Below are 26999 nucleotides of genomic sequence, written 5' to 3' on the forward strand. Positions count from 1 at the left end.
CGTCACTGCGCCACCGCTGGACGCTTCCTGCAAAAAGGCTGTGAGTCGCCGACCGGCCGACGACGCCGGTCAGCGCAGCAGGCGACGCAACCCGTCCAGGGCGCCGTCGAGCAGCCGGATCGCGGTGCGCAGCTGGGTGTCGCTGAACTGTCGGGCGCGCATCAGCCGGCCCACCTCGGCGGTGAACGCGGCCAGCCGCTGATCGAGCTCGTCGAACAGCTCGGCCTGCGGCCCGCCGGTCGACGCCGGCCTGGGCGGCGGTGCGGGCGCCTCCCACCGGGCCCGCCGGGTCTGCCGGGTGGCCTCGCTCAACTCCCGCTTGAGGTCGCGTGCCGATCCTCGTACCTCGCTGCGGATCTCGCCGGCCAGGCTGGAGAGGTCCGCCACGGAGGCCGCGATGTCCGTTTCCAGCGCTGTCAGCTCACCGGCCCGCTGGCGCAGCTCCGCCCGGCCAGCGTCGGTGATGTCGTACGTCTTGCGGCCCCCGGCCGCCGTGTGGCTGACCAGACCCTCGACCTCCAGCCGTTGCAGGCGGGGGTAGATGGTGCCGGCGCTGGGCGCGTACAGACCGAGGAAGCGGTCCTCCAGGAGGCGGATCAGCTCGTAGCCGTGCTTCGGGCCGTCGTCGAGGAGCTTGAGCAGGTAGAGCCGGAGCCGCCCGTGGCTGAACACGGCGGTCACGGCAGCTCCTCTCCATCGTCGTCGACGGCTCGGGCGAGCAGGGCGATGCTCCCCGAGGTCGCGGAAGCCCAGAGCTTACCGTCGCCGGCGCCGAGCACCCCCTCGCTGCTGGGCAGCGGGAACGTCGAGCTGTGCAGCTGCGGAAAGCCGCTGGTGATCCGGCCGGAGGCGGTGTTCAACTGGACGGCGAGGTCGCTGTCCGCGCGGACCCGGACGGTGATGCTGCCCGAGATGGTGGTCAACCGGATCTCACTGCCCCGGGGGTTGTCCAGATCGCAGGTGATGGCGCCGGAGACGGTCTGGGCCCGCACCCGGTCGGCGGCGCTCTCGGCGAGGATCACCTCCCCGGAGATCGTCTCCACTGTGAGATCACCGCGGACGCCGAGCGCCTCCACCGGGCCCGAGGTGAGCTTCGCCGAGGTGCTGCCGCGCAACCCCATCAGGGTGATCTGGCCGGCGACGACGTGGGCGGTGGTCTGCCGACGCAGGCCGGAGGCGACCAGCGAGCCCGCGACCAGGCCCAGATCGGCGAGGACGTCGGCGGGCACGGCGATGGAGACGTCCACCCGGGGATAGCGGTGGATCATCCGGAACCAGCGCAGGACGTCGGGCCAGCCCCGACCACGCTCCTGGCGGACGCTGAGCCGACCGTCGGTGTGGTCGATCAGGACCGGCCGACGGCCGACCTGGGTCACGTCGATCCGGGTCGGCCCGTCGGTGGCGACCACGTTGAGCCGCCCACTGATCAGTCGAACGTCCAGCCGGACGACCGGAGCGTCCACTGTGAGCCGTTGCGGGCTCTCGACCGTCCAACCGGCCATGGCGTCCCCCTCTCGACGACGCGCGGAAGGCACGCCGAACAGAAGGAGACTGTAACGCGATACATCGCGACACCACAAGACTGTGGCGACTCTCGCGCCGCCGAGGCGGTAGGGGCGGGGGCGGCAGGCGTACCTCCCCTAGGCAGCCAGGTCCAGGTCGCTGCCCGTGGCGGGCGGTGGCACGGAAACGGCCTGGGTCGCCGTCGGGACCGGCCGCAGCCGGGCCCGCGCCACGGCACCCGCCGTGGGCACCAGGTGTACGGCCGACTCGGCGGCCCGGGCCAGCAACCGCCGGTCGGCGTCACGGGCCGGGTGCAGCGCGGCGGCGATCGTCACCGAGACCACCAGCTCCCGCGCCGCCACCACCCGTGCCACCGATCGCAGCAGGGTGTCCGCGCCGAGGAAGGCCGCTGCCGTGGTGGTCGACCCGGTGGCCGCACAGCTGTAGGTGAGCCGCAGCGGGACCACCGGGCTTCCCGTGTCGATGGCCGCCTGGAACGTCGCGGGCCGGAACCCACCGCCGGGGCGGCAGTCGGTGGCACCGTTCCCGGCACACCACGTCGTACCCTCCGGGAAGACCGCCACCGACCGCCCTGCGCGCAGCGCGTCGGCGACCCGGGCGACGGTCCTCGGCAGCGCCAACGGCCGGGCGCGGTCCACGAAGACCGTGCCCGCCGCCGCGGCCAGCAGACCAACCACCGGCCAGGAGCGGATCTCCCGTTTCGCCACCATCCGGGTGGGCGCGACCGCCAGCACTGCCAGGATGTCCAGCCAGGAGGCATGGTTCGCGACCAGCAGCGCGCGCCGCCGGGGCAACCGACCCCGGACCACGAGGCGGACGCCGAAGGCGCGCACCGTGGTCCGCGCCCAGCCACTGACCAGCGCCTGCCGTTCCGGAGTGGGGAGCACCGGCAGCAGCGCCACCACCGGAATCCCGGCCAGCAGCATGCCGAGCACGGCGACCAGCCGGAGCACCCGGCGGGCCAGCGGCACCGTGGGCACCTCGCCGGCCGCTGGCAGGCAGTCGTCGTCGCAGCCCGAGGAGGGCCGCCACAGGTCGAGCGGCACGGCGCTCACCGCTGCTCACCGCCCAGGAAGTGCCGCAGGTAGCGAGGGTTCATCCGGTCCAGGGAGAAGAGGACGTAGAAGTCCGCGCACCCGAAGTCGCTGTCGTAGGACGGCTCGCCGCAGATCCACGCGCCGAGCCGGAGGTAGCCACGCAGCAGCGGCGGAACCGCCACCCGCCCGGCCGGGGCACCGGCGACCGGGACGGCGGCAGCCGGCTCGGTGAACCAGGGTCGCAACGGGCGGACCCGCAGCGGCGGCGGCGACAGGTGCCGGGCCCGGGCCTGGGTCCACACCTCGGCCACCGTCCGCCCGCCGTCAGCCACCGGCACCGACGCGCAGCCGCCGAGCCAGTGGGAGCCGCGTAGGTGCAGGTACCGGATGATGCCGGCCCACATCAGGTTGATCACCGCGCCGGAGCGGTGGTCCGGGTGCACGCAGGACCGGCCCGCCTCGACCAGGTCGTCGCGGAGCGGGTCGAGCGGCCTCAGGTCGAACTCGTCCTCGGCGTAGCGCCGGCTGGTGCGCCCCGGCGGCAGCAGCCGGTACGTGCCGACCACCGCGCCGGTGCTGTCCTCGCGGACGATCAGGTGGTCGCAGTACGCGTCGAAGGGGTCCACGTCCAACCCGGCCTCGCCGGGAAGGAGGGTGGCGCCGAGCTCGGTGGCGAACACCTCGTGGCGCAGGCGTTGCGCGGCCGCGACCTGGGTGGGGTCGTCGGCGATCAGCAGGGTGTATCCGCTGGTCTTCAGGGGTGCGCCAGCGGCATGCAGAACGGCCATGGGATCTGTGTAAGGGCCCGGGTTGCCATTCACGGGGACCACTGGTGTCGGCAGGATGAACGCCGGCCGGCAGATGGCTCTCACCGCGATCGTGCGAGGCTGCGATACGGCCCGGCGACGACGCCGGCACGTTCCACCGGAGGCCGACAATGCGCATCGAAACCCGCTACAACGGGCCCGCCGGTTCCGGCAACGGCGGCTGGAGCGCGGGGATCTTCGCCGCCGAGGCGGGCGGCGGCGGGCCGGTCGAGGTGACGCTGCGCCGGCCACCACCGCTGGAGACCGAGCTGACCCTTGTCGACGGCGAGGTTCGGGACCCGGCCGGCGAGCTGGTGGCCGAGGTACGCCCGGCCGGGGTGATCGACGCCGTCGTACCCCCTGTCGACCTGGAGACGGCGGTCGCCGCCGCGGCCCGATACCCCGGCCTGGTCGAGCATCCGTTCCCCACCTGTTACGTCTGCGGGCCGCAGCGGGCCGACGGGCTGCGGATCTTCCCCGGCCGACTGCCGGACGGGCGGACCGCCGCCCCGTTCCGCGCGCCCGCCCAGGTCGGCGCGGCAACGGTCTGGGCTGCGCTGGACTGTCCCGGTGGTTGGGCGGTGCTCGCGCCGGGCCGCCCGTACCTGCTGGGCCGGATCGCCGCCGTGGTCGCGGCGCTGCCCGGGCCGGGCGACGAGTGTGTGGTGACCGGGGCGTTGCTGCGCGTCGATGGGCGCAAGGCGCTCGTGCACACCAGCCTGTACGGCCCGGACGGGTCGTTGCTCGGCGCGGCGCGGGCAACCTGGATCGCCCGCTGAACCCGGGCCGTAGTCCGCAGGGATGAGTCGCCTCCGCCCCGCGACGGAGGCAGACGTACCGACCGCGCCTGATTGACCTTGTTGCCACGGGCCGTCACGCTGTGCCACGGCGTACCTCTACGCCACACACGGGAGGAGAACGATGACTGACGGGCAGCGAAGCCCCACCAGCGACGGTCAGATCGTGGTGTCCGGTCTGACGAAGCAGTACAAGAACGTCCGGGCGGTGAACAACCTGTCCTTCACAGTGGCGCCGGGACGGGTGACCGGCTTCCTCGGCCCGAACGGCGCAGGCAAGACCACCACGCTGCGCATGCTGCTCAACCTGGTCACGCCGACCGCCGGCACGGCCACCATCAGCGGCCAGCGGTACACCGACCTGGCCACCCCGCTGCGGCAGGTCGGGGCGGTGCTGGAGGCTTCCAGCGCGCACAAGGGCCGCACCGGCATCAACCACCTGCGGGTCATCTGCGCGGCGGCCGGGCTGCCCAGGCAGCGGGCCGACGAGGCGTTGGCCCTGGTCGGGCTGACCCCGGCGGCGAAGCGCAAGTTCAAGGGTTACTCGCTGGGCATGAAGCAGCGGCTCGGCATCGCCGCCGCGATGCTCGGTGACCCCCGCGTGCTGATCCTCGATGAGCCGGCCAACGGGCTGGACCCGGAGGGCATCCGGTGGATGCGTGGGTTCCTCAAGAACCTCGCCCACGAGGGTCGTACGGTGCTGGTCTCCAGCCACCTGCTGTCGGAGATGCAGTTGCTCGCCGACGACGTGGTGATCATCGCGGCCGGGCAGTTGGTCCGGCAGGGTCCGGTCGACCAGGTGCTCGGGTCGATGGCCCAGGGCGCCAGGGTCCGGGTCCGCACCCCGCAGGCCGAGGTGTTGACCGCCGCCCTGAAGGCGCAGTCGGCGACCGTCGAGACCGACGAGCAGGGTGTGCTGCTGGTCGGCGGGGTGGACGCCCCGACGATCGGTCGATCCGCTCTCGCCGCCGGGGTCGAGCTGCACGAACTGACCACCGAACGGCCCGATCTGGAACGGGTCTTCCTGGAGCTGACGGCCGGAAAGGCGGGCATCCGATGAACCTGGTCCGATCGGAGCTACTCAAGATCCGTACCACCAGCACCTGGTGGTGGCTGGCTATCGGCGCGCTCCTCTCGATCGCCCTGGCGTTCGCGATCAACGCGTGGTTGGCCGTCACGGCGCTCGGCGGTGACGCCGAGAACATCGGCGTCAGCCCCGAGCAGGCGACCGCGCCGGCGCAGGCGGCGAACCTCTACACGTCGGGCCAGTACCTCGGGCTGATGTTCGTGATGCTCATCGGCATCCTGATGGTCACCAACGAGTTCTTCCACCAGACCGCGACCACGACGTTCCTGACGACCCCCCGGCGAACGTCGGTCATCGTCAGCAAGCTCGTCGCCGCCAGCCTGCTCGGCTTCATGTTCTGGCTGGCCACCACGCTGATCGACCTGGCCGCTGGCGCGATCTTCCTGTCCGCGAACGACTACGGCACTCAGCTCGGTGAGTGGCCGGTGCAGCGGGCGCTGCTGTTCAACCTGCTGGCCTACGCCATCTGGACGATCCTCGGGGTGGGCATCGGCACGCTGATCACCAACCAGCTCGGAGCGGTGATCACGGCGGCGGTGCTCTACCTGATCGGCACCCAGGTGGTGGGTCTGCTCTTCCTGCTCCTGTCGAACCTCCTCGACAGCGAGGCGGTGCTCAAATGGCAGGTGGTCTGGCCCGCTGTGGCATCCCAGGTCATGATCACGGAGGGCACCTCGGAGTTCACCCCGTCCTGGTGGGTCGGGGCCCTGGTGCTGATCGGCTACGCGCTGGTCAGCGGAGTCGTCGGAATCCTGCTCACCCGACGGCGCGACATCGCCTGACGGCGTCTGCGACCCCGGGGCGGCAACGAGCTGGCCGTTCCGGGGTCGGGCGTCCGCTCGGCGTCCAGCCCCTGGTGTTACCAGTTCGACACGGTGTGCGCAGGCGTTGCTGAACTTCTGGCATCTTCTGTGAAACCGGCCACGGGACCGAGGCGGAAATGCCTGCGGGATCGGTACGGCGTAGCCTGGGATACGTCTAGTCCGTGCTCCTCATCGGGCGCGGCGGACCCACCGCGTGCCACACAAACCCGCGTGAAAGAGGCGATTACCGGCCGTGTCGACCCAGCAGACTTCGCAGGAGAACCCACTGGCGGGTTTCGGCCCGAATGAGTGGATCGTCGAGGAGATGTACCAGCGTTACCTCGCCGACCCATCGAGCGTTGATTCGGCCTGGCACGACTTCTTCGCCGACTACCGACCGGCACCGGGAGCGGGCACCCCGCGCGGCGCCGAGTCGTCGGACAAGCCGGCCGCCGCCCCGGAGCCGGACGGTCAGCCGGAGGCAGCCGCCACCGTCGCCCAGCCGAGCGCCCCGGCCAAGCCGGCGACCACGAGCAAGTCGGCCGCCGCCCAGCCGGCGCCGGCCAAGCCCTCCGCCCCGGCCACGCCGAAGGCCGCGCCGGACAAGGCGCCGGAGAAGGCCGCTGCGGCCAAGCCGGCCGCCAAGGCCGCCGCGCCGACCGCCGACGGCCCGCAGACCACGCCGTTGCGGGGCGTCGCCGCGAAGATCGTCCAGAACATGGACGCCTCGCTGAGCGTGCCCACCGCGACCAGCGTTCGCGCGGTCCCGGCGAAGCTGCTGGTGGACAACCGCATCGTGATCAACAACCACCTCGCCCGTGGGCGGGGCGGCAAGGTCAGCTTCACCCACCTGGTCGGCTACGCGATGGTGCGCGCGCTGGTCCAGCACCCCGAGATGAACAACTCCTTCACCGAGGCCAACGGCAAGCCCGCGGTGCTCCGCCCGGCACACGTCAACCTCGGCATCGCGATCGACCTCGCCAAGCCGGACGGCAGCCGCAACCTGGTGGTCCCCTCCATCAAGGGCTGCGAGCAGATGGACTTCCGGCAGTTCTGGCAGGCGTACGAGGACGTGGTCCGACGGGCGCGGCGCAACGAGCTGACCATGGAGGACTACTCCGGCACCACCATCTCGCTGACCAACCCGGGTGGCATCGGCACCGTGCACTCGATGCCGCGGCTCATGCAGGGGCAGAGCGCGATCATCGGCGTCGGCGCGATGGAGTACCCGGCCCCCTACCAGGGGATGTCCGAGGCCACCCTCGCCGAGCTGGCGGTCAGCAAGATCATCACGCTGACCAGCACGTACGACCACCGGATCATCCAGGGCGCGCAGTCTGGCGAGTTCCTCAAGGTGATGCACGAGCTGATCCTGGGCGAGCACGGCTTCTACGACCAGATCTTCACCGCGCTGCGCATCCCGTACGAGCCGGTGCGCTGGATGCGCGATGTCGCTGTCAACTCCGAGGGTCAGATCAACAAGACCGCCCGGGTGCACGAGCTGATCCACGCCTACCGGGTGCGCGGTCACCTGATGGCCGACACCGACCCGCTGGAATTCAAGATCCGCAAGCACCCCGACCTGGACGTCCTCCAGCACGGGCTCACCCTGTGGGACCTGGACCGCGAGTTCCCGGTCAACGGCTTCGCCGGCCGGCAGCGGATGAAGCTGCGCGAGATCCTCGGTGTGCTGCGCGACTCGTACTGCCGCCGGGTCGGCATCGAGTACATGCACATCCAGGACCCGGAGGAGCGTCGCTGGGTCCAGGAACGGATCGAGCGCAAGTACGAGAAGCCGTCCGCGGACGAGCAGAAGCACGTGCTCAACCGGCTCAACGCCGCCGAGGCGTTCGAGACCTTCCTGCAGACGAAGTACGTCGGCCAGAAGCGCTTCTCGCTGGAGGGCGGCGAGTCGCTGATCCCGCTGCTCGGCGAGGTGCTGGAATCCTCGGCCGAGAACGGGCTGGACGAGGTCGTCATCGGCATGGCCCACCGGGGTCGGCTCAACGTGCTGGCCAACATCGTCGGCAAGCCGTACGAGAAGATCTTCTCGGAGTTCGAGGGTCACCTGGACCCGCGCTCGACGCAGGGCTCCGGCGACGTGAAGTACCACCTGGGTCAGAACGGCAAGTTCACCACCCCGGGCGGCGAGCACGCGGTCAAGGTGTCGGTGGTGGCCAACCCGTCGCACCTGGAGGCCGTCGACCCGGTGCTGGAGGGCATCGTCCGGGCCAAGCAGGACCGGATCGACCTCAAGCTGGAGGGCTACACCGTGCTGCCGCTGGCGGTGCACGGTGACGCCGCCTTCGCCGGGCAGGGCGTGGTCGCCGAGACGCTCAACCTGTCCCAGCTGCGCGGCTACCGCACCGGTGGCACCGTGCACGTCGTGGTGAACAACCAGGTCGGCTTCACCACCGCACCGGAGTACAGCCGGTCCAGCCTCTACAGCACCGACGTGGCCCGGATGATCCAGGCGCCGATCTTCCACGTCAACGGCGACGACCCGGAGGCAGTGGTCCGGGTGGCCCGGCTGGCATTCGAATACCGGCAGACGTTCAACAAGGACGTCGTGATCGACATGGTCTGCTACCGCCGGCGCGGGCACAACGAGGGCGACGACCCGTCGATGTCCAACCCACAGATGTACAAAATCATTGATTCGAAGCGCTCGGTCCGCAAGCTCTACACCGAGGAGCTCATCGGTCGCGGTGACATCACCGTGGAGGACGCGGAGGAGCTGCTGCGCGACTACCAGGCGCAGCTGGAGAAGGTCTTCAAGGCCACCCGGGACGCCGCCTCGGCACCGCGCCAGCTCAACCGGCCGCGCCGCGAGGAGGAGCCGGAGCCGCAGGTCGACACCGCCACCGACGCGTCAGTGGTCAAGGCCATCGGCGAGGCGCACATCAACCTGCCGGAGGGCTTCACCCCGCACAAGCGGATCCAGCAGCTGCTGGACCGGCGGGCCAAGATGTCCGTCGAGGGCAACATCGACTGGGGCTTCGGCGAGATCATCGCGCTCGGGGCGCTGCTGCACGACGGGGTCACCGTCCGGCTCGCCGGGCAGGACTCCCGCCGCGGCACGTTCGTCCAGCGGCACGCCTCCGTGGTCGACTCCCGCACCGGCGACGACTACCTGCCGCTGAAGTCGCTCACCGGCGATGGCGACCGCTCCCGGTTCTTCGTGCACGACTCGCTGCTCAGCGAGTACGCGGCGATGGGCTTCGAGTACGGCTACTCGGTGGAGAACATCAACGCCCTCGTCGCCTGGGAGGCTCAGTTCGGCGACTTCGTCAACGGCGCCCAGTCGGTGATCGACGAGTTCATCTCGTCCGGTGAGGTGAAGTGGGGTCAGCGCTCCGCCATCACCCTGCTGCTGCCGCACGGCCACGAGGGTCAGGGCCCGGACCACACCTCCGGCCGGCCCGAGCGGTTCCTGCAGATGTGCGCCGAGGACAACATGCGGGTGTCCATCCCGACGACCCCGGCGAACTACTTCCACCTGCTGCGCCGCCAGGCCCTGTCGCCCAAGCGCAAGCCGCTGGTGGTGTTCACGCCGAAGTCGCTGCTGCGGCACAAGCTCTGCGTCTCGTCGGTGGAGGACTTCACCACCGGCACCTTCCAGCCGGTGCTGCGCGACACGGCCGCCCCGGCACCGGAGGCGGTGAAGCGGGTTCTGCTCTGCTCCGGCAAGGTCTACTACGACCTGTTCCAGGCCCGGCAGGAGCGCGGCGTCACCGACACAGCGATCCTCCGGCTGGAGCAGCTGTACCCGCTGCCGGTGGAGGAGATCCGGGCCGCCCTCGCGCAGTTCCCGAACGCCGAGGACTTCGCCTGGGTGCAGGAGGAGCCGGCCAACCAGGGTGGCTGGTCGTTCGTCGCGCTCAACCTGCTGGAGCACCTCACGGACGTTCGGCTGCGGCGGATCTCCCGTCCGGCCGCCGCTGCTCCGGCGGTCGGCTCGGCCAAGACCCACGAGGTCGAGCAGAACGCGCTGATCGAGGCGGCTCTCCCCCGCCCGTGACCTGACCTGAGCACGGAAGCCGGGGTAGGGCCGTTTCACCACGGTCTTACCCCGGCTCTCGTAGGTCCCGCCAGCCGGTTGACCATTCACCCACCACCCGCCCGGCCCGCGCCGGGCCGAGCACGAGGACGTACCCATGTACTTCACCGACCGTGGCATTGAGGAGCTGGTCGAGCGCCGGGGCGAGGAGCAGGTGACCCTGGAGTGGCTCGGCGAGCGGCTGCGCGACTTCGTCGACCTCAACCCCGACTTCGAAACTCCCATCGAACGCCTGGCCACCTACCTCGCCCGCCTGGAGGACCCCGACGACGAAGACGCCTGACCCCGTTCCGCACCCGGTGATCAAGAAATTTCGGTCACGATGGGGGCCGGGGCTGACGCAAACTTCTTGATCAACGGGCAGGGGGTGGGAACGTGGCTCGGAGTGTTTACCTGACCAGCGTGGGGTCCGGCGGGGGTAAGTCGACGATCGCCCTCGGGTTGGCGGAGTTACTGTCCCGCCAGGTCGGGCGGATCGGCGTGTTCCGACCGTTGGTGGCCGACAGCGGCAAGGACCCGATCCTCGCCCTGCTGAGCGAGCGCTACCGGGTCGAGGTGCCGCTGTCCGAACTGGCCGGGGCGAGCTACGCCGAGGCTTCGGCACTGGTCGCAAACGGCCGACGGGAGCAGCTCATCTCCGCCATCGTCGAGCGCTACCGGGCGGTGGAGCGGCAGTGCCCGGCGGTGGTCGTGGTGGGCAGTGACTTCGACGAGCCGGGCGACCCGGCCCACCCCCGGGAGCTGGCCTTCAACGCCCGGCTGGCCACCGAGTTCGGCAGCGTGGTGGTGCCGGTCGTGGACGGCTTCGGGCAGGAGCCGGCGGCTGTCGCGTCGGCGATGCGGGGGGCGTACCACGATCTGGCCGACCTCGGCGCGACGGTGCTCGCGGTGATCGCCAACCGGGTCACCGAGCCGATGACGCTGCCCGAGCTGCCGGTCCCCGCGTACGCCATCCCCGAGGTGCCGAGCGTGTCCGCGCCGACGGTTGCCGAAGTGGCGACGGCCCTCGGCGCCACCCTGCTGGCCGGGGACGACGCCGCGCTCGGTCGCGACGTGCTGGACTTCGTGGTCGGCGCGGCACACGTGCCGACCCTGCTGGGCCACCTCACCGAGGGCGCCCTGGTGATCACCCCCGGGGACCGGGCCGACCTGCTCGTCGCCGCGAGCGCCGCGCACGTGGCCGGACAGGTGTCGGTGGCCGGACTGGTGCTCACCCTCGGCGAGCAGCCCGACCCCAGGGTCATGCGGCTGGTGGAGGGGCTCAACACCGGCTTGGCGGTGCTCTCCGTGCGCAGCGACAGTTACGACACGGTGGCCGCGTCCAGTCGCATCGAGGGCCGGCCCAGCGCTACCAATCCCCGCAAGGTGGAGGCCGCGCTCGGCGCGTTCGAGCGCTGTGTGGACACCGACGACCTGGCCCGTCGGCTGCGGGTCAGCCGGTCGGCGCGGGTCACCCCACTGATGTTCGAGAACGAGCTGATCGACCGTGCCCGCTCGAAGCCCCGGCACCTGGTGCTGCCGGAGGGCACCGACGAGCGGGTCCTGCGCGCGGCGGAGATCCTGCTACGGCGTGGAGTGGCCGAGCTGACGGTGCTCGGCCGGCCGGACGACATCGTCCGACGCACCCGGGAGTTGGGCATCGACCTCGGCGCCGTGCGGGTCGTCGACCCGGGGGCCAGCGAGTGGCGCGACGACTTCGCCGCCGAGTACGCCCGGCTGCGCGCCCACCGCGGCGTCACCGCCGAGTTGGCGCACGACATCGTCGCGCAGCCGAACTACTTCGGCACGCTCATGGTGGCCACCGGCCGAGCCGACGGCATGGTCTCCGGCGCCACCCACACCACCGCCGCGACCATCCGGCCGGCGTTCGAGATCATCCGTACGCTGCCGGACGTCTCGGTGGCCTCCAGCGTCTTCTTCATGCTGCTCGCCGACCGGGTGCTGGTCTACGGGGACTGCGCGGTCAACCGCGACCCGGACGCGGCCCAGCTCGCCGACATCGCGATCTCGTCGGCCGACACCGCCGCCCGGTTCGGGATCGAACCCCGGGTGGCCATGCTGTCGTACTCGACCGGCAGCTCCGGCGCGGGCGCCGACGTGGAGAAGGTCGCCGCGGCAACCGCGCTGGTCCGGCAGCGCCGGCCCGACCTGCTGGTCGAGGGGCCCATCCAGTACGACGCGGCGATCGACCCGGCGGTGGCGGCCACGAAGCTGCCCGACAGCCCCGTCGCGGGGCACGCCACGGTCTTCATCTTCCCGGACCTGAACACCGGCAACAACACGTACAAGGCGGTGCAGCGCTCGGCCGGGGCGGTCGCCGTCGGACCGGTCATGCAGGGCCTGCGGCGGCCGGTGAACGACCTGTCGCGGGGTGCCACGGTTCCGGACATCGTCAACACCGTGGCGATCACCGCCATCCAGGCGGCCACCGAGGAGGCGTCGTGAGTCGGGTGCTGGTGCTCAACTGCGGGTCGTCGTCGGTGAAGTGGCGCCGCTACGACGGGGACCAGGCAATCGACCACGGCACCGTCGAGCGGATCGGTGAGCCCGGTGGCGGCCCGGCGGACCACGCCGAGGCGGTCCGGCAGATCCTGGACGGGCTGGACCTGACCGGGCTGACGGCGGTCGGACACCGGGTGGTGCACGGTGGCCGGAGGTTCAGCGCGCCGGTGCTCGTCGACGACGCGGTGCTGGCCGCGATCAAGGATCTGGTGCCGCTCGCCCCGCTGCACAACCCGGCCAACCTGGCCGGCATCGAGGTGGCCCGCGCGGCGCTGCCGGACGTCGGGCAGGTCGCCGTCTTCGACACCGCGTTCCACCACACCCTGCCGGAGGCCGCCGCGACGTACGCGATCGACCGGGACACCGCCGAGCGGTACGACATCCGCCGGTACGGCTTCCACGGCACCTCACACGCGTACGTGTCCCGGCGCACCGCCGAGCTGCTGGGCCGCCCGTACGAGCAGGTCAACACGATCACCCTGCACCTGGGCAACGGGGCCAGCGCCTGCGCGGTGGCGAACGGCCGCAGCGTCGCCACCTCGATGGGCATGTCCCCGTTGCAGGGGCTGGTGATGGGCACCCGCAGCGGCGACGTGGACCCGACCGTGATCTTCCATCTGCGCCGGGAGGGCGGGCTGTCGGTGGACGACATCGACGACCTGCTCAACCACCGCAGCGGCCTGCTCGGGCTGACCGGCGTCAACGACATGCGCGAGGTGCTCGAACGCCGGGCCGCCGGTGACCGGGCGGCGGCGCTGGCCTTCGACGTGTACTGCCGGCGCATCACCGAGTACGTCGGGGCGTACTACGCGCTGCTCGGCCGGGTCGACGCGATCACCTTCACCGCCGGGGTCGGCGAGCACGCCGCGCCGGTGCGGGCCGCCGCGCTGGCCGGCCTGGGCCGGCTCGGCATCACTGTGGACGACGCCCGCAACGACGGCGAGGGCGACCGGTTCATCTCGCCCGACGGCGCCGAGGTGAGCGTCTGCGTCATCCGCACCGACGAGGAGCGGGAAATCGCCCGGCAGACCCGGGACGTGGTCGGGGCAGCCTGACACCACTGAGGCGCGCACCCCCGGGAGGCCCGAGGGTGCGCGCGAGTCGGTGAAGCCCATTCAGTGCCGGGGCCAGCCAGGCGGCTCGATCAGCCGGTCGCCAGCCAGGCGGTTCGGTCAGCCGGTCGCCAGCCAGGCGACGAGTGCCACCAGCACCACGACGACCACTGCCGCGCCGATGATGAGCGGCAGGCGGGACGGAGCCTCCGTCGGCGTCGCAGTCTCCGGCGTCTGGTTGAAGGCGCGGAACGCCTCGGTGTTGCCGCTGGGGTCCGTGTAGTTCTCAGGCATGTCGGTGACCCTAGCGAAGCTGGTCACGCCGCACCGTCCCCGGCCCGCTGCGTCCCAGGGGTGGACCCGGCCGGCGGAGGCGACCCGACCGGGTGGCGGGTGCACCCGAGCCGGACGGCGGGGACGCTACGCCCACCCAGGCACCTACCGTGGAACGATGGGGGCGGGCCGGCTGATGGCCGCACTGGTGACAGCGCTGCTGACCGGTTGTGCGCCGGCCACCGCCGTGGCTGGCGGGGCCACCGGGCCGGCGTCGGCGCGTCGGGCGCCCGAGGGGTCGTACGCCGTCGGCGTGCATACGCTCACCCTCGATCCGCGCTCGGCGCGCCCTCTGCCGGTGACGATCTGGTACCCGGCGTCGACCGGTCAGGTGGCGGCCGGACGGTTCCCGGTGGTGATCTACAGCCACGGGCTGGGCAGCCGACCCGAGCTGCACGCCGGCCTGACCACCCGCTGGGCGGCGGCCGGTTTCGTGGTGGCCGCACCCGCGTATCCGCACACCCGACAGGGTGCCGCCCACTTCACCCGGGCCGACGTACGCCACCAGCCGGCCGACGCCTGGCGACTGATCCGGTATCTGGGCGACCTCGACCGGAGCCCTGTCGATCCCCTCGCCGGGCACCTCGACCTGACCTCGGTCGCCGCCGCCGGGCACTCGGCGGGCGGCTTCACCACCTCCGGCATGTTCAGCGAGGGCCACCCGGCCCGGCTACGCGCCGGGATCGTGATCGCCGGCGGTGGGCTGCCGGGCAGCTTCGCCGGACCGGCAGCGCCGGTGCTCTTCGTGCACGGCACCGCCGACCCGGTGGTGCCGGTGACGGTCGGCCGGGCCGCGTACGCGCGCACCCCCGGGCCGGCCGCGTTCCTCAGCCTGCTCGGCGGGGACCACGGCGCGTACCTCGCGCCGGACCACCCGGGCTTCGCCCCGGTCCTCGCCACCACCACCGACTTCCTGCGCTGGACCCTCTACGGCGACCGGGCCGCCGCTGCCCGCCTCCCCGCCGACGCCCACTCCCCCACCCTGACCCGTTACGAGTCCCGCCCGGCCCACTGACCCCGACCGACACCGGTACGGTCGTCCGGTGGACGAGCTTGCGCGCCGGCAGTTGGCGAGCATCGCCGAGGTCATCGAGGTGACCGGTGCGGACGGCATCCCGGTGTGGCTGCGCGGCGGCTGGGCGATGGACTTCCAGCTCGGCGCGGTGACCCGCCCGCACGTCGACGTCGACTGGTACTGCTGGCGCGGCGACGCCGACCGGCTGGCCGGCCTGCTGCTGGCCCGGGGCTGGCTTCCCGACCCGAGGATGCCCGTGGAGTCGCAGCTCGACCTGTTCGCCGCCGACGTGGAGGTCAGCTTCGCGTACCTGGGTCGCGACGCCGCCGGCCGACCGACGGTGGGCGCCGGGTCCTGGACCGGCACTCCGCTGCCGGCCGGGATGCTGGACGCCCCACCCGGCCGGATCGGCCCGCTGTGCGCGCCGACCATCTCGGTGGCGGCCCAGATCGAGTTCAAGCAGATGTACCCGGTCTGGATGCCGGAACGTCCCCGCCGCCCGAAGGACGCCGACGACCTGGCCCGGCTGCGCCAACTCGCCTCGGCTCCGTGACGCTTCCCCGGAAACGGTGGGTGAGTCGACGGGCACACCGCGTCGAAGTCCACCGGGCACGTCAGCGGGGCGAGGCACAATCGGATTCATGCCACGTCGCGTCACCCCCGCCCTGCTGGCCAGCGCCGTGCTCATGGCCGGTCTGGTCGGCTGCTCGGCGGACGCCAGAAAGACCGAGAGCCAGCAGGCGCCCGTCGAACCACCGCCCGCCGCCACGCCCACACCGCAGGTTCCCGCCGGCAAGGCCCCGCAGCGTGCCTTCGCGGTCGGCGTACGCCAGCTCAAGCTGAACCGGGACGGCCGCGCGCTGCCGACGACGCTCTGGTACCCGGCGGCCGGGCAGTCCGGCGGCGCGGCCAAGCGGTCGGCGACGGCGGCAGAGGGCCGGTTCCCGGTGGTGATGTTCAGTCACGGCCTGGGTGGGCGACCGGACGACTACGCCACGCTGCTGACCCGCTGGGCGGCGGCGGGTTTCGTGGTGGCCGCGCCCACGTTCCCGCACACCTCGCGGGGCGCGGACAACAACGTCCTCGACGTGCTCAACCAACCCGCCGACGTGTCGTACGCGCTGGACCAGGTGCTGGCGCTGGACGGCAAGACCGGCGACGCGTTGCGCGGGCGGCTGGACGGCGAGCGGGTGGCCGCAGCCGGGCACTCGGCGGGCGGGGTGACCACCATCGGCCTGTTCACCGCGAGCCGGGACAAGCGGCTGGACGCGGGTGTGGTGTTCGCGGGCACGGCGCTGGGCGTGGGCACCGCGTTCGCCGGTGCCGCCGCACCGCAACTGTTCGTGCACGGCGAGTTGGACGAGGTGGTCGAGTACGCGGCGGGCCGGGCCGCGTACGACAAGGTGCCCTGGCCGAAGGCGATGCTGAGCCTGCCCAAGGGCGACCATGGGCGGACGATGCTCAAGGACAAGGCCGCGCTGCGGGTGGTGTCGGACACGTCGATCGAGTTCCTGCGCTGGTCGCTCTACGGAGACGCGGATGCCAAGAAGCGCATCTCCACCGACGCGACGCGCGGCGACATCGCCACCTTCGACGACCACCTCTGACCGCGCGCCCGACGCGCCCGCGCCGCGAGCGCTCCGCCGCGCCCGCGCCCGCGCCCGCGCCCAAGATCTGCGCAACATCGGGGATGTTGCCGCCTCGGGACACCCGGGAGGCAGCAGTTTCCCCGATGTTGCGCGGATCTTGACGTGAAGGCCGCAGGGCCGGGCGTCAGGCGGTGTGGTCGATGACGACCTTGCCGAAGGCGTCGCCGGAGTGCAGGCGGGCGAAGGCGTCCTCGACCCGGCTGAACGGGATGACGCTGTCCACCACCGGGCGCACCTCGTTGTCCGAGCAGAAAGCCAGCAGCTCGTACAGCTCGCCGGGCGTGCCCATCGAGGTGCCCAGGATCTCCAGCTGCATGGCGAAGACCCGGCGCAGGTTGACCGACGGTTCGTGCCCGGCTGTCGCGCCGGAGACCACGATCCGGGCCATCGGCGCGGCCGACTTCAGCGAATGGTCGAAGGTGGCCGCGCCGACCGTCTCGATCACCACGTCGACCCGCTCCGGCAGCCGGGCACCCGGCTCGAAGGCGGTGGCGCCGAGGGCCGAGATCCGGTCCCGCTTGACGGCGTCGCGGCTGGTCGCGTACACCCGCTTGCCCATCGCGACGGCGAGTGCGACGGCCGCGGTGGCGACGCCGCCGCCCGCGCCCTGGACCAGCACGCTGTCGGCGTCCGCGACGCGTCCCTTGGTGGTCAGCATCCGCCACGCGGTCAGCCAGGCCGTGGGCAGGCACGCCGCGTCGGTCGCCGCCATGCCGTCGGGCAGCGGGATCAGATTCGACCGGGGTACGACCACCCGCTCGGCGAGCGTCCCGGCAAAGTGCTCGGAGAGGATGGAAACCCCGCGCGGGTCACCCGGCGTGACGACCACGGGGTACACGACCACCGGGCGTCCCTCCGGGTCCAGCCCGACCGCGTCGCAGCCGAGGATCATCGGTAGCTGGGCCTCGGTGAGACCGACCCCGCGCAGCGACCAGAGGTCGTGGTGGTTGAGCGAGGTGGCCCGCAACTGCACGGTCACCCAGTCGTCGGCCGGCGGGGTCGGCTCGGGCCGCTCGCCGACGGTGAGCGCGGCGAGCGGATCGGCGTCGTCGAAACGGGAGGCAAAGGCAGCACGCATGATCGGCACGGTAACAAGCTGAGCGCTCGTTAAGAAGCCGTGCGCGTGGGCCAGCGGCGCCTGCGGGGCCGGAGCGCCCCTGGCCCACGCCTGCGGTTACCGGGCGGCGCCGAGGCGCCCCGGGCCTACGCGTGCGGTTTACCGGCGGGCGACGCCGTCGCGGCGGGCGGCTTCGGCGACCGCCTCGGCCACTGCCGGCGCGACACGCGGGTCGAGCGGGGACGGAACGATGGCGTCGGCGGTCAGGGACTCCGCCACCACACCGGCGATGGCGTCCGCGGCGGCGACCTTCATGGCCTCGGTGATCCGGGTGGCACCGGCATCCAGCGCGCCGCGGAACACCCCGGGGAAGGCCAGCACGTTGTTGATCTGGTTGGGGTAGTCGCTGCGCCCGGTGGCGACCACCGCGACGTGCCGGGCGGCCACCTCGGGGTGCACCTCGGGAGTCGGGTTCGCCAGCGCGAACACGATCCCGCCGGGCGCCATCTGAGCCACTGCGGCCTCGGGGATCTGCCCGCCGGAGACCCCGATCAGCACGTCCGCGCCGCGTAGCGCCTCGGTGATGTCGCCGTGGCGGCCGTCGGCGTTGGTGCTCGCCGCCAGCTCGGCCTTGGTGCCGGTCAGTTCAGTGCGGTGCCGGCCGATGATTCCCTTGGAGTCGCAGACCACCACCTGGTCGGGGTTGACGCCCCCGGCGATCAGCATCTTCGTCACGGCCACGCCGGCCGCGCCCGCGCCGCTCACCGCCACCCGCAGGTCACCGAGCTTGCGGTCGAGCAACATCGCGGCGTTGCGCAGCGCGGCCAGCACCACGATGGCGGTGCCGTGCTGGTCGTCGTGGAAGACCGGGATGTCCAGCGCCTCGTCGAGCCGACGCTCGATCTCGAAGCAGCGGGGCGCGCTGATGTCCTCCAGATTGATCCCACCGAACGAGGGCGCCAGTGCCCGCACCACCGCGACGATCTCGTCCACGTCCTGGGTGTCCAGGCACACCGGCACCGCGTCCACCCCGGCGAACTGCTTGAACAGCACCGCCTTGCCCTCCATCACCGGCAGCGCGGCCCGGGGGCCGATGTTGCCCAGCCCGAGCACCGCCGAGCCGTCGGTGACCACCGCTACCGTGTGCGACACCCAGGTGTAGTCGTCCACCAGGGCGGGGTCGGCGGCGATCGCCTCACACACCCGGGCCACCCCCGGGGTGTACGCCAGGGAGAGGTCCTCCCGGCTGGTGAGCGGCACGGTCGAGGTGACGGCCATCTTGCCGCCCCGGTGCAGCAGGAAGACGGGATCAGCGGGGTCCACGGTGGACGAAGACATGGTGGTGACTCCAGGATCTGTCGAGCAGATGTGAGGCGGCCTGCCCCGCCGCGAGGTGGGCGGCGAGCGGTGGCACGCGGTGCGGGGGGTCACCCGGGCACTTTCCGAGCATAGTGTCGACACCACCCTCCGGATGTGAGCAGGGTCATAACTGACGACGAGGCACCCGTCCGGGGCGCGGCCAGTAGCGGGCCACCACCCGTCCACGTACGTCGGCCACCCCGTACGCCCGGGAGTCATCGGTGATCAGGTCGTTGTCGCCGCGTAGCCACCAGCCGCCGTCCTGCGGTCGGACCGCACGCTTCACCACCAGCAGATCGGGCCGGGTCCGGAAGACCGCGACCACCACGTCGCCGGCTCGGATCGGGCGGCCACCGGGACGAACCAGCACCGCGTCACCGTGGCGCAGAGTCGGGGCCATGGACGGGCCGATCACCAGGACGGCGGTCAGCGGCCTCCGCAACCGGGGCACCTCAGCCGGGTGATCGGCGGCCACTGGTTTCACCTCCACCCGGTTCGGGGAGCATTCCCAGGAGTAATGTCGCCTTTGATCATCGCAAACTTCCCATGGAGGATCCTGATGCGACTTCCGCGCATCCTTGCGCCCCGCGTCACCGCGAGCGCTCACTGCGACCTGCCGTGCGGTGTCTACGACCCGGCACAGGCCCGGATCGAGGCCGAGTCGGTCAAAATGATCTGCGAGAAGTACCAGTCGAACACCGACCCGGAGTTCCGCACCCGCGCCGTCATCATCAAGGAGCAGCGCGCCGAGCTGGTCAAGCACCACCTCTGGGTGCTGTGGACCGACTACTTCAAGCCGCCGCACTTCGAGAAGTACCCGAACCTGCACAGCCTGTTCAACGAGGCCACCAAGCTCGCCGGCGCCGGCGGCGTCAAGGGCAGCCTCGACCCGGCCACCGCCGACAAGCTGCTCGCGAAGATCGACGAGATCTCGAAGATCTTCTGGGAGACCAAGAAGGCGTGACCTCCCCGGTCATTCCGACGATCCGGCCGGTACGTCCCGAGGACGTGCCGGCCGTCGTCGCCATGGTGCACGAGTTGGCCGAGTACGAACGCGCCCCGGAGCAGTGCCACCTCACCAACGAGCAGCTGACCTCGGCGCTCTTCGCGGCTGCTCCGGGTAGCGGCGCGCCGAGCCGCAGCGGTGGTACGACCGCTGCGGCGCTCTTCGGTCACGTCGCGGTCGACGAGCACGACGAGCCGGTCGGCTTCGCGCTGTGGTTCCTCAACTTCTCCACCTGGGCCGGCGTGCACGGCATCCACCTGGAGGACCTCTACGTCCGGCCGCCCGCCCGGGGCACCGGAGCGGGTCGACTGCTGCTCGCCGCGCTGGCCGACATCTGCGTACGGCGGGGCTACCAGCGGTTGGAGTGGCAGATGATCGATTGGAATCCGGCTGCCGGCTTCTACGCTTCGATCGGCGCCGAACAGATGAGCGAGTGGGTTGCCTACCGGCTCAGCGGCACCGCGCTCCGCGAGCTGGCCGAGCAAGCCACCACCGCCGGCACGCGTAATGGGCGACCGACCGGGTAGAGTCCCCGACCGGGGGGATGAGGCGTGACTCAACTGACTGGCCAACCAGCGACCGACGACGACGTGGTGCACCTCACGGTGCCTGCCGACGGCGGTTACCTCGGCGTGCTCCGCACCGCCACCGCGGGTCTCGCGGCCCGGTTGCAGTTCGCGCTCGACGAGATCGAGGATCTGCGGATCGCTGTCGACGAGGCGTGCGCCATGCTGCTCGCCATCGCCACCCGCGACGCCGAGTTGGAGTGCCGCTTCGCGGTCACCGACGACGCGCTGACGGTCGAGGTGACGGTGCCGACGGTGCGCGGTGCCACCCTGCCCGCCGAGTCGTCCTTCGCCTGGAAGGTGCTCACCGCGCTGACCACCTCGGCGTCCGCCACCTCCGCCGGCGATCGGGCCACTATCGCGCTGCTCACCCGTCGCTCCGGCGGCTACTGACCGGTCCGACGCACTGGCGCGGTCACTCGAAGCCGAGGGCGCGGGTCGTCGGTGGGCAGATCAACAGCCAGGCCACGCCCAGGCCGAACACCATCAGCGGCACGCCCAGCCAGCCCAGGCCGGCCTGGATCATGAACCACCCGATCGGCAGCAGCATCAGCTGAAGCACGATCGCGGGGGCTCGTGCGCCCGCCTGACGCCGTAGCAGCGCCCGACCCAGGGCCCAGAGCGCGACGGCCGCCCCGACGGCGAACACGGTCACCAGCAGTGCCGCCAGCAGGTCGGTGCGGGTGGCGGTGAGGTCGGCCCAGACCAGCCAGACGGCGATCAGCCCGACGACGGCGGCCTCCGCCCACAGCAGCCGGACCGCCCAGCGGAGCGTGACGGGGATCGGGGCCGAGTCGATGGTCACGCGCGCCACGATACCCGGGCTGCCGGGAGGTACAGTGCCGCCCATGCGGGCCGTCCTGGTGGTCAATCCAAAGGCCACCACCACCAGCGAACGCAGCCGGGACGTGCTCGTCCGGGCGCTGCGCAGCGAAGTCGATCTCAGTGTGCGCTACACCCGTCGGCGTGGGCACGCCGTGGCGCTGGCCCGGGAGGCAGCCGCTGAGGGCGTCGACCTGGTCGTCACCCTGGGTGGCGACGGCACAGTGAACGAGGTGGTGAACGGCCTGATGACGGCCGAACCGCCGACTCGCGCCGACGACGCGCCGATGGCCGAGCGGCTGCCCGCGCTGGCGACCGTCCCCGGTGGCTCGACCAACGTGTTCGCCCGCGCGGTGGGTCTGCCCCGGGAATGGCCGGAGGCGACCAGCATGATCCTGGAAGGGCTGCGGCTGGGCCGGAGCCGGACGGTGGGGCTGGGCCTCGCCGACGACCGCTACTTCACCTTCTGCGCCGGCTTCGGCCTGGACGCCGCGGTGATCCACCGGGTGGAGCAGGCCCGGCGGAAGGGTCGGGTCTCGACGCCGTCGCTCTATCTGCGTTCGATCATGAATCAGTACTTCTTCGCCTCGGACCGCCGGCACCCGGCGATCGTCCTGGAGCGTCCGGGCGAGCCGGCGGAGGCCGAGCTGGCCACCGTCATCATCCAGAACACGGCACCGTGGACGTACCTGGGCGACCGGGAGGTCAACCCGAACCCGGCGGCGTCGTTCGATCTCGGGCTCGATGTGCTGGCGTTGCGTCAGCTCCGGGTGGCTAGCACAACACGGACAGTGACGCAGTTCCTGTCCCGGCAACCGGATCCACGCGGTCGGCAGGTGTTACGACTCCATGACACGCCGGAGTTCACGCTGGTCTCAGGCCGTCCGCAGGCATTCCAGCTGGACGGGGACTATCTCGGCGAGCGGGAGAAAGTCAGATTCACCTCCGTTCCCGCCGCACTGAGAGTAATCTGCTAGGTCTCGGGTACTGCCCTTGGTCGACACGGTGGCCACAACCGATCGACTTGGTCGCCGCCACACCGAGGAGCAGGTGCCGGAAATGTCAGCAATGTCACGCGGACTGTACTATATTGATCCTCGACTGTGGCACGGCGGGTAACCAGGAAAGCGCTGGAACCCGGACAAATAGGTTGTGGGCTTGCTCACCGCCCGGAGTTTTTCCGAGCGTCACCCTTGACATCGCGACTGTTCGTGAAAGTATTCACAAGCGAACTTGAGTTACCGGGACATTGCCTGGATATGCTCGTCAGGTTGAGCTGTTCCAGCAGGTCCCCGGCGCTGAACGCCTGCTCACGCACTGCCGAATGGACAGACGCTAACTGTCACCATCGGCACTGCGGATGCATATAGGAAAAGCACGACAAGCAATTGTTCGCCACCCATCCAGAATGAGGAGTGTTGCCGCCATGGACTGGCGTCACCATAGTGTCTGCCGCGACGAGGACCCCGAGCTGTTCTTCCCGATCGGGACGTCCGGTCCGGCTCTCCTGCAGGTCGAGCAGGCCAAGGCCGTCTGCAGGCGCTGCTCCGTGACCGACCAGTGCCTTCAGTGGGCACTCGAGTCTGGTCAGGACGCCGGCGTCTGGGGCGGAATGAGCGAGGAAGAGCGGCGCGCCGTCAAGCGGCGCGGCGGTCTCCGGGTGCTGCGCGCTCACTCCGCCTGATCCCCAACGACACAGCTGTACGCCCCGGTGGGTTCGCCCGCCGGGGCGTTCTGCCGTCCGGCACCGGATCACACAGTGTCGGCACCGTGGATCCCACAGTGCCGGCCGGCACGGGTCAGCCCGTGGACGGCCGGCCGGCACGGGTCAGCCCGTGGACGGCCGGCCGGCACGGGTCAGCCCGTGGACGCCAGCGCGGGCCGGTCGTCGACCCGACGCAGCACCAACTCGACCAGCTCGGGCGCGTCGGTCAACGGCGCGGCGACCGCCACCGCACCCGCCGCCCCGGCCGCCTCGGTCACCGCGTCATGGAACAGCCCCGGCGCCAGGAAGTACGCGGACACCGCGACGCGGCGCGCGCCGGACGCCCGCAACCGGGACACCGCCACACCGGCAGCCGGTGGAGCCGCCGAGGCGTACGCCACCCGGCAGGGCACCCCGAACTCCACACCGAGCGCATCAGCGACCCGGCCCACCGACCGTCGCGCCCGCGCGTCCCGGGTGCCCGCCGCAGCCAGCACCAACGCGTTGAAGCGGCCCTCACGCGTCTCGCCCAGCCGCCGACACAGCCCGGCCAGCAGCCCAGGATCGGGCGTGTCGTCCGCCGGCCCGAGCACATCGGTGACCCGTACCGACAGCGGTGGCCCGGACCGCGCCGCCGCGGCGACCGCCGCCGGGATGTCCACCCGATGGTGGTACGCGGCGGTCAGCAGCAGCGGCACCAGCACCGCCCGGCGGTGACCGGCCACGGCCAGGTCGCGCAGCACCTCGGTCGGCCCCGGCTCGGTGTGGTCCAGCCAACTCGCCAACACCGGTGTGCCCGGCCGGGCCGCCGACACCGCCCGAGCCAGCGCCCGGGTGGCATCGGCCGCCCGTGGATCACGGCTGCCGTGCGCGACCAACACCACCGGATCCGCCCCGCCGGCCGCACCGAGGCCGGTCGGGGTCGTCGCCGGGGAGGTCAGACGTGCAGCCCGCACTCGGTCTTCTCGAACATGGCCCACCGGCCGGCCCGCGCGTCCTCGCCGGCCTTCGTACGGCGGGTGCACGGCCAGCAGCCGATCGACCCGTAACCCTGCTTGAACAGCTCGTTGACCGGCACGTTGTAACGGGCGATGTAGGAGTCCACATCCTGCTGCGACCAGGCCGCGATCGGGTTGACCTTGACCTTGCCCCGACGCGCGTCGAAGGTCACCACCGGTGTGTTGGCCCGGCTCGGCGACTCGTCCCGGCGCAGCCCGGCAGCCCAGGCGTCGTACCCGGTCAGCGCCCGTTCCAGCGGCTCCACCTTGCGCAACTGGCAGCAGTCGTCCGGCGACTTGTTGAACAGCCGGGGGCCGTACTGGCCGTCCTGCTGCCCGACGGTGAGCCGGGGCCGGATCGACCGGACGTTCACCGGCAGCGTCCGGGCGACCTCGTCGCGTACCCGCAGCGTCTCGGGGAAGTGCAGGCCGGTGTCGAGGAAGACCACGTCCACCCCGGGAGCCACCCGGGAGACCAGGTGCGCCAGCACGGCGTCGGCCATCGAGCTGGTCACGCAGAACCGCTCACCGAAGGTCTGCGCCGCCCAGCGGGCGATCTCCAGCGCCGGGGCGCCCTCCAGGTCCCGAGCGGCCTGCTCGGCCAGGGCCCGCAGCTCGTCCGGGTCGCGCCGGGCCGGGTCGGCCGACGTCGAGCCGCCCGGACCCACCAGGCGCAGGTTCGCAGCCGAGACGAGACTCATGAGGTCACCGCCCGACTCAGCAGCCCGGTGAACTTCACCGAGAAGACCCGGGTGCAGGCGTGGCACTCCCAGGCGCCGTGACCCGCCTCGTGCGGCCGCAGGTCCTCCTCGCCGCAGTACGGGCAGTACAGGGGTGCCGCTCGGTTCTCGCTGCTCACCGCAGTTCCTCCTCGTCGACTCTGATCACCCAGTTGGCGAACGTCTCGCCCTCGCTCCGACCGGCCAGGTAGCGAAGGGCCAGCCGTTCCACGTACTCCGGAAGTTCGTCGGCGGTGGTCTTCAGGCCGCGAAGCTTGCGGCCGAAACCGGCGGTCTGCCCCTGGGCCATGCCCAGCCCGCCGCCCAGGTGCACCTGGAAGCCCTCGACGTGTCGGCCGTCCGGGCCGACCACCAGTTGACCCTTGAGCCCGATGTCGGCCACCTGGGTACGCGCGCACGCGTTCGGGCACCCGTTGATGTGGATCGAGATGTCCGCGTCGAAGTCGCGCAGCCGCTGCTCCAGCCGGGCCACCAACTCCTCGCCGCGGGCCTTCGTCTCGACGATGGCGAGCTTGCAGTACTCGATGCCGGTGCACGCCATCGTGCCGCGCCGCCAGGCCGACGGCCGGGCCTCCAGGCCGATAGCGCGCAGCCCGTCGATCAGCGACTCCGTCCGCTCCGACGGCACGTCGAGCACCAGCAGTTTCTGGTACGGGGTGAGCCGCACCCGGTCGCTGCCGTGTGCCTCGACCACGTCGGCCAGCTGGCTGAGCTGCGCGCCGGAGACCCGCCCGACCACCGGAGCGGCGCCCACGTAGTGCCGCCCGTCGGCCTGCTCGTGCACGCCCACGTGGTCGACCGGCTTCGACGGCAGGACCGGTGCCGGACCGTCGAGCAGCGTACGACCGAGGTAGTCCTTCTCCAGGACCTCACGGAAGCGCTCCACGCCCCAGTCGGCCACCAGGAACTTCAACCGGGCCCGGTTGCGCAGCCGGCGGTAGCCGTAGTCGCGGAAGATCCCAACCACCCCGGCCCACACGTCCGGTACCTCGGCCAGCGGCACCCAGACGCCGAGGCGCTTGGCGAGCATCGGGTTGGTGGAGAGGCCCCCGCCGACCCAGACGTCGAAACCGGGCCCGTGCTCCGGGTGGTCGACGCCGAGGAAGGCGATGTCGTTCGACTCGTACGGGGTGTCCACCAGCCAGGAGATCGACGTCTTGAACTTGCGGGGCAGGTTGGAGAACTGCTTGTCGCCGACGTACCGGGAGACGATCTCGTCGATCGCGGGGGTCGGGTCGAGCAGCTCGTCGCGGGCCACCCCGGCGACCGGGCTGCCCAGCACGATGCGCGGGCAGTCGCCGCACGCCTCGGTGGTCTGCAGACCGACCGACTCCAGCCGACGCCAGATCTCCGGCATGTCCTCGACCCGGATCCAGTGGTACTGGATGTTCTGCCGGTCGGTGATGTCGGCGGTGTCCCGCGCGAACTCCCGGGAGATGTCCGCGATCACCCGCAGCTGGGCGAGGCTGAGCTGCCCGCCGTCGATGCGGACTCGGAGCATGAAGAACTCGTCCTCCAGCTCGTGCGGCTCCAGCACTGCGGTACGCCCACCGTCGATGCCCGCCTTGCGCTGGGTGTAGAGGCCCCACCAGCGGAACCGGCCCCGCAGGTCCTGCGGGTCGATCGAGGCGAAGCCCCGGTGCGCGTAGATGGTCTCGATGCGGGCCCGGACGTTGAGCGGGTCGTCGTCCTTCTTGATCCGCTCGTTGGGGTTGAGCGGCTCGCGGTGGCCGAGCGCCCACTGACCCTCACCCCGTGGCCGGCGCGGCGCTCGGGTCGGACGAGCCGTCGGGTCCTCGGAACGGGCCGGGATGCTGCTGACCGCCATCGCGGCGTCCTCCGTTGTCTGCTGTGCCTCGGGATACGCGGGGCGCGGCGGCCGGCCCGGCGAAGCGGGCGGGACAACGGTGTCTTCAGACAGCCGGCGCGGAGCGCGCCCGAGACGGATTGGTCGGGCGTCGTCAGTAGGCCGGACAGATCGCGCTGCGCACGCGGCCGTAATCGACGTGGCGACGTGCCACGAAGCGGCGGACGACTGCGGCGGTCATGGGCCCATGCTGCCACACCCCATGGGGGCCGGC

The 26999-nt window shown here is 71.6% G+C and carries 28 protein-coding genes; 15 read left to right on the top strand and 13 right to left on the bottom strand.

What is annotated here, in order from left to right:
- Positions 1-69: 69 nt before the first annotated feature.
- The 4 genes from ABZU43_RS20810 to ABZU43_RS20825 form a co-directional block, all read right to left on the bottom strand.
- Positions 70-681, bottom strand: coding sequence for a PadR family transcriptional regulator (locus tag ABZU43_RS20810; RefSeq protein WP_355008130.1), 612 nt, complete (start codon positions 679-681; stop codon positions 70-72).
- The gene (locus ABZU43_RS20815) at positions 678-1502 is read right to left on the bottom strand and encodes a DUF4097 family beta strand repeat-containing protein (protein WP_355008131.1); all 825 of its coding nucleotides are present in this window, start codon (positions 1500-1502) and stop codon (positions 678-680) included. Before ABZU43_RS20815 ends, ABZU43_RS20810 begins: the two co-directional genes overlap by 4 nt.
- A 138-nt stretch (positions 1503-1640) precedes the next feature.
- Positions 1641-2579 carry a lysophospholipid acyltransferase family protein gene (locus tag ABZU43_RS20820; protein ID WP_355008132.1) on the bottom strand — a complete coding sequence of 313 codons (939 nt, stop codon included), beginning with the start codon at positions 2577-2579 and terminating at the stop codon, positions 1641-1643.
- On the bottom strand, positions 2576-3349 hold the full coding sequence (locus ABZU43_RS20825) for a GNAT family N-acyltransferase (protein ID WP_355008133.1): 774 nt from the start codon (positions 3347-3349) through the stop codon (positions 2576-2578). The genes ABZU43_RS20820 and ABZU43_RS20825 overlap by 4 nt, the downstream gene beginning before the upstream one ends.
- Before the next feature lie 149 nt (positions 3350-3498).
- Here ABZU43_RS20825 and ABZU43_RS20830 point away from each other — a divergent pair, with 149 nt between their 5' ends.
- The 7 genes from ABZU43_RS20830 to ABZU43_RS20860 all read left to right on the top strand — a co-directional run bounded on the left by ABZU43_RS20830 (position 3499) and on the right by ABZU43_RS20860 (position 13671).
- Positions 3499-4146 (top strand): hypothetical protein, encoded by a 648-nt coding sequence (locus ABZU43_RS20830; RefSeq protein WP_355008134.1) that lies wholly within the window; start codon positions 3499-3501, stop codon positions 4144-4146.
- 142 nt (positions 4147-4288) lie between these two features.
- A complete protein-coding gene (locus ABZU43_RS20835) occupies positions 4289-5224 on the top strand; it encodes an ABC transporter ATP-binding protein (protein WP_355008135.1) in 936 nt (311 codons plus the stop codon).
- Positions 5221-6033, top strand: a complete 813-nt coding sequence (locus ABZU43_RS20840) for an ABC transporter permease (protein WP_355008136.1) — start codon at positions 5221-5223, stop codon at positions 6031-6033. Before ABZU43_RS20835 ends, ABZU43_RS20840 begins: the two co-directional genes overlap by 4 nt.
- A 274-nt stretch (positions 6034-6307) precedes the next feature.
- Entirely contained in the window at positions 6308-10075 is a 3768-nt protein-coding gene (locus ABZU43_RS20845; RefSeq protein WP_355008137.1) for a multifunctional oxoglutarate decarboxylase/oxoglutarate dehydrogenase thiamine pyrophosphate-binding subunit/dihydrolipoyllysine-residue succinyltransferase subunit, read from the top strand.
- 136 nt (positions 10076-10211) lie between these two features.
- On the top strand, positions 10212-10397 hold the full coding sequence (locus ABZU43_RS20850) for a DUF6104 family protein (protein WP_355008138.1): 186 nt from the start codon (positions 10212-10214) through the stop codon (positions 10395-10397).
- Positions 10398-10489: 92 nt separating this feature from the next.
- Positions 10490-12559, top strand: coding sequence for a phosphate acetyltransferase (pta, locus tag ABZU43_RS20855; RefSeq protein ID WP_355008139.1), 2070 nt, complete (start codon positions 10490-10492; stop codon positions 12557-12559).
- Positions 12556-13671: an acetate kinase gene (locus ABZU43_RS20860; protein ID WP_355008140.1), complete on the top strand. Its 1116-nt coding sequence runs from the start codon at positions 12556-12558 to the stop codon at positions 13669-13671. Before pta ends, ABZU43_RS20860 begins: the two co-directional genes overlap by 4 nt.
- 117 nt (positions 13672-13788) lie before the next feature.
- Here ABZU43_RS20860 and ABZU43_RS20865 read toward each other — a convergent pair whose 3' ends face one another.
- Positions 13789-13962: a hypothetical protein gene (locus tag ABZU43_RS20865; RefSeq protein WP_355008141.1), complete on the bottom strand. Its 174-nt coding sequence runs from the start codon at positions 13960-13962 to the stop codon at positions 13789-13791.
- A 157-nt stretch (positions 13963-14119) separates the two neighbouring features.
- On the opposite strand from ABZU43_RS20865, the gene ABZU43_RS20870 reads away from it, so the two are divergent.
- The 3 genes from ABZU43_RS20870 to ABZU43_RS20880 all read left to right on the top strand — a co-directional run bounded on the left by ABZU43_RS20870 (position 14120) and on the right by ABZU43_RS20880 (position 16623).
- Complete coding sequence (locus tag ABZU43_RS20870) at positions 14120-15016, top strand: alpha/beta hydrolase (protein ID WP_355008142.1); 897 nt, start codon at positions 14120-14122, stop codon at positions 15014-15016.
- 28 nt (positions 15017-15044) lie between these two features.
- The gene (locus ABZU43_RS20875) at positions 15045-15569 is read left to right on the top strand and encodes an aminoglycoside adenylyltransferase (RefSeq protein WP_355008143.1); all 525 of its coding nucleotides are present in this window, start codon (positions 15045-15047) and stop codon (positions 15567-15569) included.
- A gap of 88 nt (positions 15570-15657) precedes the next feature.
- Complete coding sequence (locus ABZU43_RS20880; RefSeq protein WP_355008144.1) at positions 15658-16623, top strand: chlorophyllase; 966 nt, start codon at positions 15658-15660, stop codon at positions 16621-16623.
- Between the two features lie 166 nt (positions 16624-16789).
- On the opposite strand, the gene ABZU43_RS20885 is transcribed toward ABZU43_RS20880, so the two are convergent.
- The 3 genes from ABZU43_RS20885 to ABZU43_RS20895 form a co-directional block, all read right to left on the bottom strand.
- Positions 16790-17752, bottom strand: coding sequence for a zinc-binding dehydrogenase (locus ABZU43_RS20885; RefSeq protein WP_355008145.1), 963 nt, complete (start codon positions 17750-17752; stop codon positions 16790-16792).
- 129 nt (positions 17753-17881) lie between these two features.
- The gene (locus ABZU43_RS20890) at positions 17882-19060 is read right to left on the bottom strand and encodes an NADP-dependent malic enzyme (protein ID WP_355008146.1); all 1179 of its coding nucleotides are present in this window, start codon (positions 19058-19060) and stop codon (positions 17882-17884) included.
- Positions 19061-19205: 145 nt separating this feature from the next.
- Positions 19206-19556 (bottom strand): S24/S26 family peptidase, encoded by a 351-nt coding sequence (locus tag ABZU43_RS20895; protein ID WP_355008147.1) that lies wholly within the window; start codon positions 19554-19556, stop codon positions 19206-19208.
- A gap of 84 nt (positions 19557-19640) precedes the next feature.
- Here ABZU43_RS20895 and sodN point away from each other — a divergent pair, with 84 nt between their 5' ends.
- The 3 genes from sodN to ABZU43_RS20910 are packed head-to-tail and all read left to right on the top strand — an operon-like array spanning position 19641 to position 21046.
- On the top strand, positions 19641-20045 hold the full coding sequence (sodN, locus tag ABZU43_RS20900; protein ID WP_030490383.1) for a superoxide dismutase, Ni: 405 nt from the start codon (positions 19641-19643) through the stop codon (positions 20043-20045).
- A complete protein-coding gene (locus ABZU43_RS20905; RefSeq protein ID WP_355008148.1) occupies positions 20042-20614 on the top strand; it encodes a GNAT family N-acetyltransferase in 573 nt (190 codons plus the stop codon). Before sodN ends, ABZU43_RS20905 begins: the two co-directional genes overlap by 4 nt.
- 24 nt (positions 20615-20638) lie before the next feature.
- Positions 20639-21046, top strand: a complete 408-nt coding sequence (locus ABZU43_RS20910; protein ID WP_355008149.1) for an ATP-binding protein — start codon at positions 20639-20641, stop codon at positions 21044-21046.
- A gap of 22 nt (positions 21047-21068) precedes the next feature.
- Here ABZU43_RS20910 and ABZU43_RS20915 read toward each other — a convergent pair whose 3' ends face one another.
- The gene (locus ABZU43_RS20915; protein ID WP_355008150.1) at positions 21069-21458 is read right to left on the bottom strand and encodes a hypothetical protein; all 390 of its coding nucleotides are present in this window, start codon (positions 21456-21458) and stop codon (positions 21069-21071) included.
- Between the two features lie 43 nt (positions 21459-21501).
- Between ABZU43_RS20915 and ABZU43_RS20920 the strand changes: the two genes are divergently transcribed.
- Positions 21502-22452 carry a diacylglycerol kinase family protein gene (locus ABZU43_RS20920; RefSeq protein WP_355008151.1) on the top strand — a complete coding sequence of 317 codons (951 nt, stop codon included), beginning with the start codon at positions 21502-21504 and terminating at the stop codon, positions 22450-22452.
- 449 nt (positions 22453-22901) lie between these two features.
- Positions 22902-23159 (top strand): WhiB family transcriptional regulator, encoded by a 258-nt coding sequence (locus tag ABZU43_RS20925; RefSeq protein WP_088950012.1) that lies wholly within the window; start codon positions 22902-22904, stop codon positions 23157-23159.
- 173 nt (positions 23160-23332) lie between these two features.
- Here ABZU43_RS20925 and ABZU43_RS20930 read toward each other — a convergent pair whose 3' ends face one another.
- From ABZU43_RS20930 to ABZU43_RS20945, 4 genes are read right to left on the bottom strand one after another with little or no spacing between them, the layout of a single operon-like run.
- Positions 23333-24121, bottom strand: a complete 789-nt coding sequence (locus tag ABZU43_RS20930; protein WP_355008241.1) for a CbiX/SirB N-terminal domain-containing protein — start codon at positions 24119-24121, stop codon at positions 23333-23335.
- Entirely contained in the window at positions 24118-24879 is a 762-nt protein-coding gene (locus ABZU43_RS20935) for a phosphoadenylyl-sulfate reductase (RefSeq protein ID WP_355008152.1), read from the bottom strand. The genes ABZU43_RS20930 and ABZU43_RS20935 overlap by 4 nt, the downstream gene beginning before the upstream one ends.
- A complete protein-coding gene (locus ABZU43_RS20940) occupies positions 24876-25037 on the bottom strand; it encodes a hypothetical protein (RefSeq protein ID WP_165435836.1) in 162 nt (53 codons plus the stop codon). Before ABZU43_RS20940 ends, ABZU43_RS20935 begins: the two co-directional genes overlap by 4 nt.
- Complete coding sequence (locus ABZU43_RS20945; protein WP_355008153.1) at positions 25034-26746, bottom strand: nitrite/sulfite reductase; 1713 nt, start codon at positions 26744-26746, stop codon at positions 25034-25036. The genes ABZU43_RS20940 and ABZU43_RS20945 overlap by 4 nt, the downstream gene beginning before the upstream one ends.
- Positions 26747-26999 lie beyond the last annotated feature (253 nt).

The sequence above is a fragment of the Micromonospora sp. NPDC005205 genome, from assembly GCF_040608275.1.
Taxonomy (GTDB): Bacteria; Actinomycetota; Actinomycetes; order Mycobacteriales; family Micromonosporaceae; genus Micromonospora.

Bases quoted from the DNA above. Each gene is read 5' to 3' on its own strand.
- ABZU43_RS20880 (WP_355008144.1), top strand. From the start codon at position 15,658: ATGCCACGTCGCGTCACCCCCGCCCTGCTGGCCAGCGCCGTGCTCATG.
- ABZU43_RS20935 (WP_355008152.1), bottom strand. From the start codon at position 24,879: ATGAGTCTCGTCTCGGCTGCGAACCTGCGCCTGGTGGGTCCGGGCGGC.
- ABZU43_RS20865 (WP_355008141.1), bottom strand. From the start codon at position 13,962: ATGCCTGAGAACTACACGGACCCCAGCGGCAACACCGAGGCGTTCCGC.
- sodN (WP_030490383.1), top strand. From the start codon at position 19,641: ATGCGACTTCCGCGCATCCTTGCGCCCCGCGTCACCGCGAGCGCTCAC.
- ABZU43_RS20830 (WP_355008134.1), top strand. From the start codon at position 3,499: ATGCGCATCGAAACCCGCTACAACGGGCCCGCCGGTTCCGGCAACGGC.
- ABZU43_RS20925 (WP_088950012.1), top strand. From the start codon at position 22,902: ATGGACTGGCGTCACCATAGTGTCTGCCGCGACGAGGACCCCGAGCTG.
- ABZU43_RS20850 (WP_355008138.1), top strand. From the start codon at position 10,212: ATGTACTTCACCGACCGTGGCATTGAGGAGCTGGTCGAGCGCCGGGGC.
- ABZU43_RS20815 (WP_355008131.1), bottom strand. From the start codon at position 1,502: ATGGCCGGTTGGACGGTCGAGAGCCCGCAACGGCTCACAGTGGACGCT.
- ABZU43_RS20945 (WP_355008153.1), bottom strand. From the start codon at position 26,746: ATGGCGGTCAGCAGCATCCCGGCCCGTTCCGAGGACCCGACGGCTCGT.
- ABZU43_RS20920 (WP_355008151.1), top strand. From the start codon at position 21,502: ATGCGGGCCGTCCTGGTGGTCAATCCAAAGGCCACCACCACCAGCGAA.
- ABZU43_RS20835 (WP_355008135.1), top strand. From the start codon at position 4,289: ATGACTGACGGGCAGCGAAGCCCCACCAGCGACGGTCAGATCGTGGTG.
- ABZU43_RS20890 (WP_355008146.1), bottom strand. From the start codon at position 19,060: ATGTCTTCGTCCACCGTGGACCCCGCTGATCCCGTCTTCCTGCTGCAC.
- ABZU43_RS20870 (WP_355008142.1), top strand. From the start codon at position 14,120: ATGGGGGCGGGCCGGCTGATGGCCGCACTGGTGACAGCGCTGCTGACC.
- ABZU43_RS20825 (WP_355008133.1), bottom strand. From the start codon at position 3,349: ATGGCCGTTCTGCATGCCGCTGGCGCACCCCTGAAGACCAGCGGATAC.
- ABZU43_RS20840 (WP_355008136.1), top strand. From the start codon at position 5,221: ATGAACCTGGTCCGATCGGAGCTACTCAAGATCCGTACCACCAGCACC.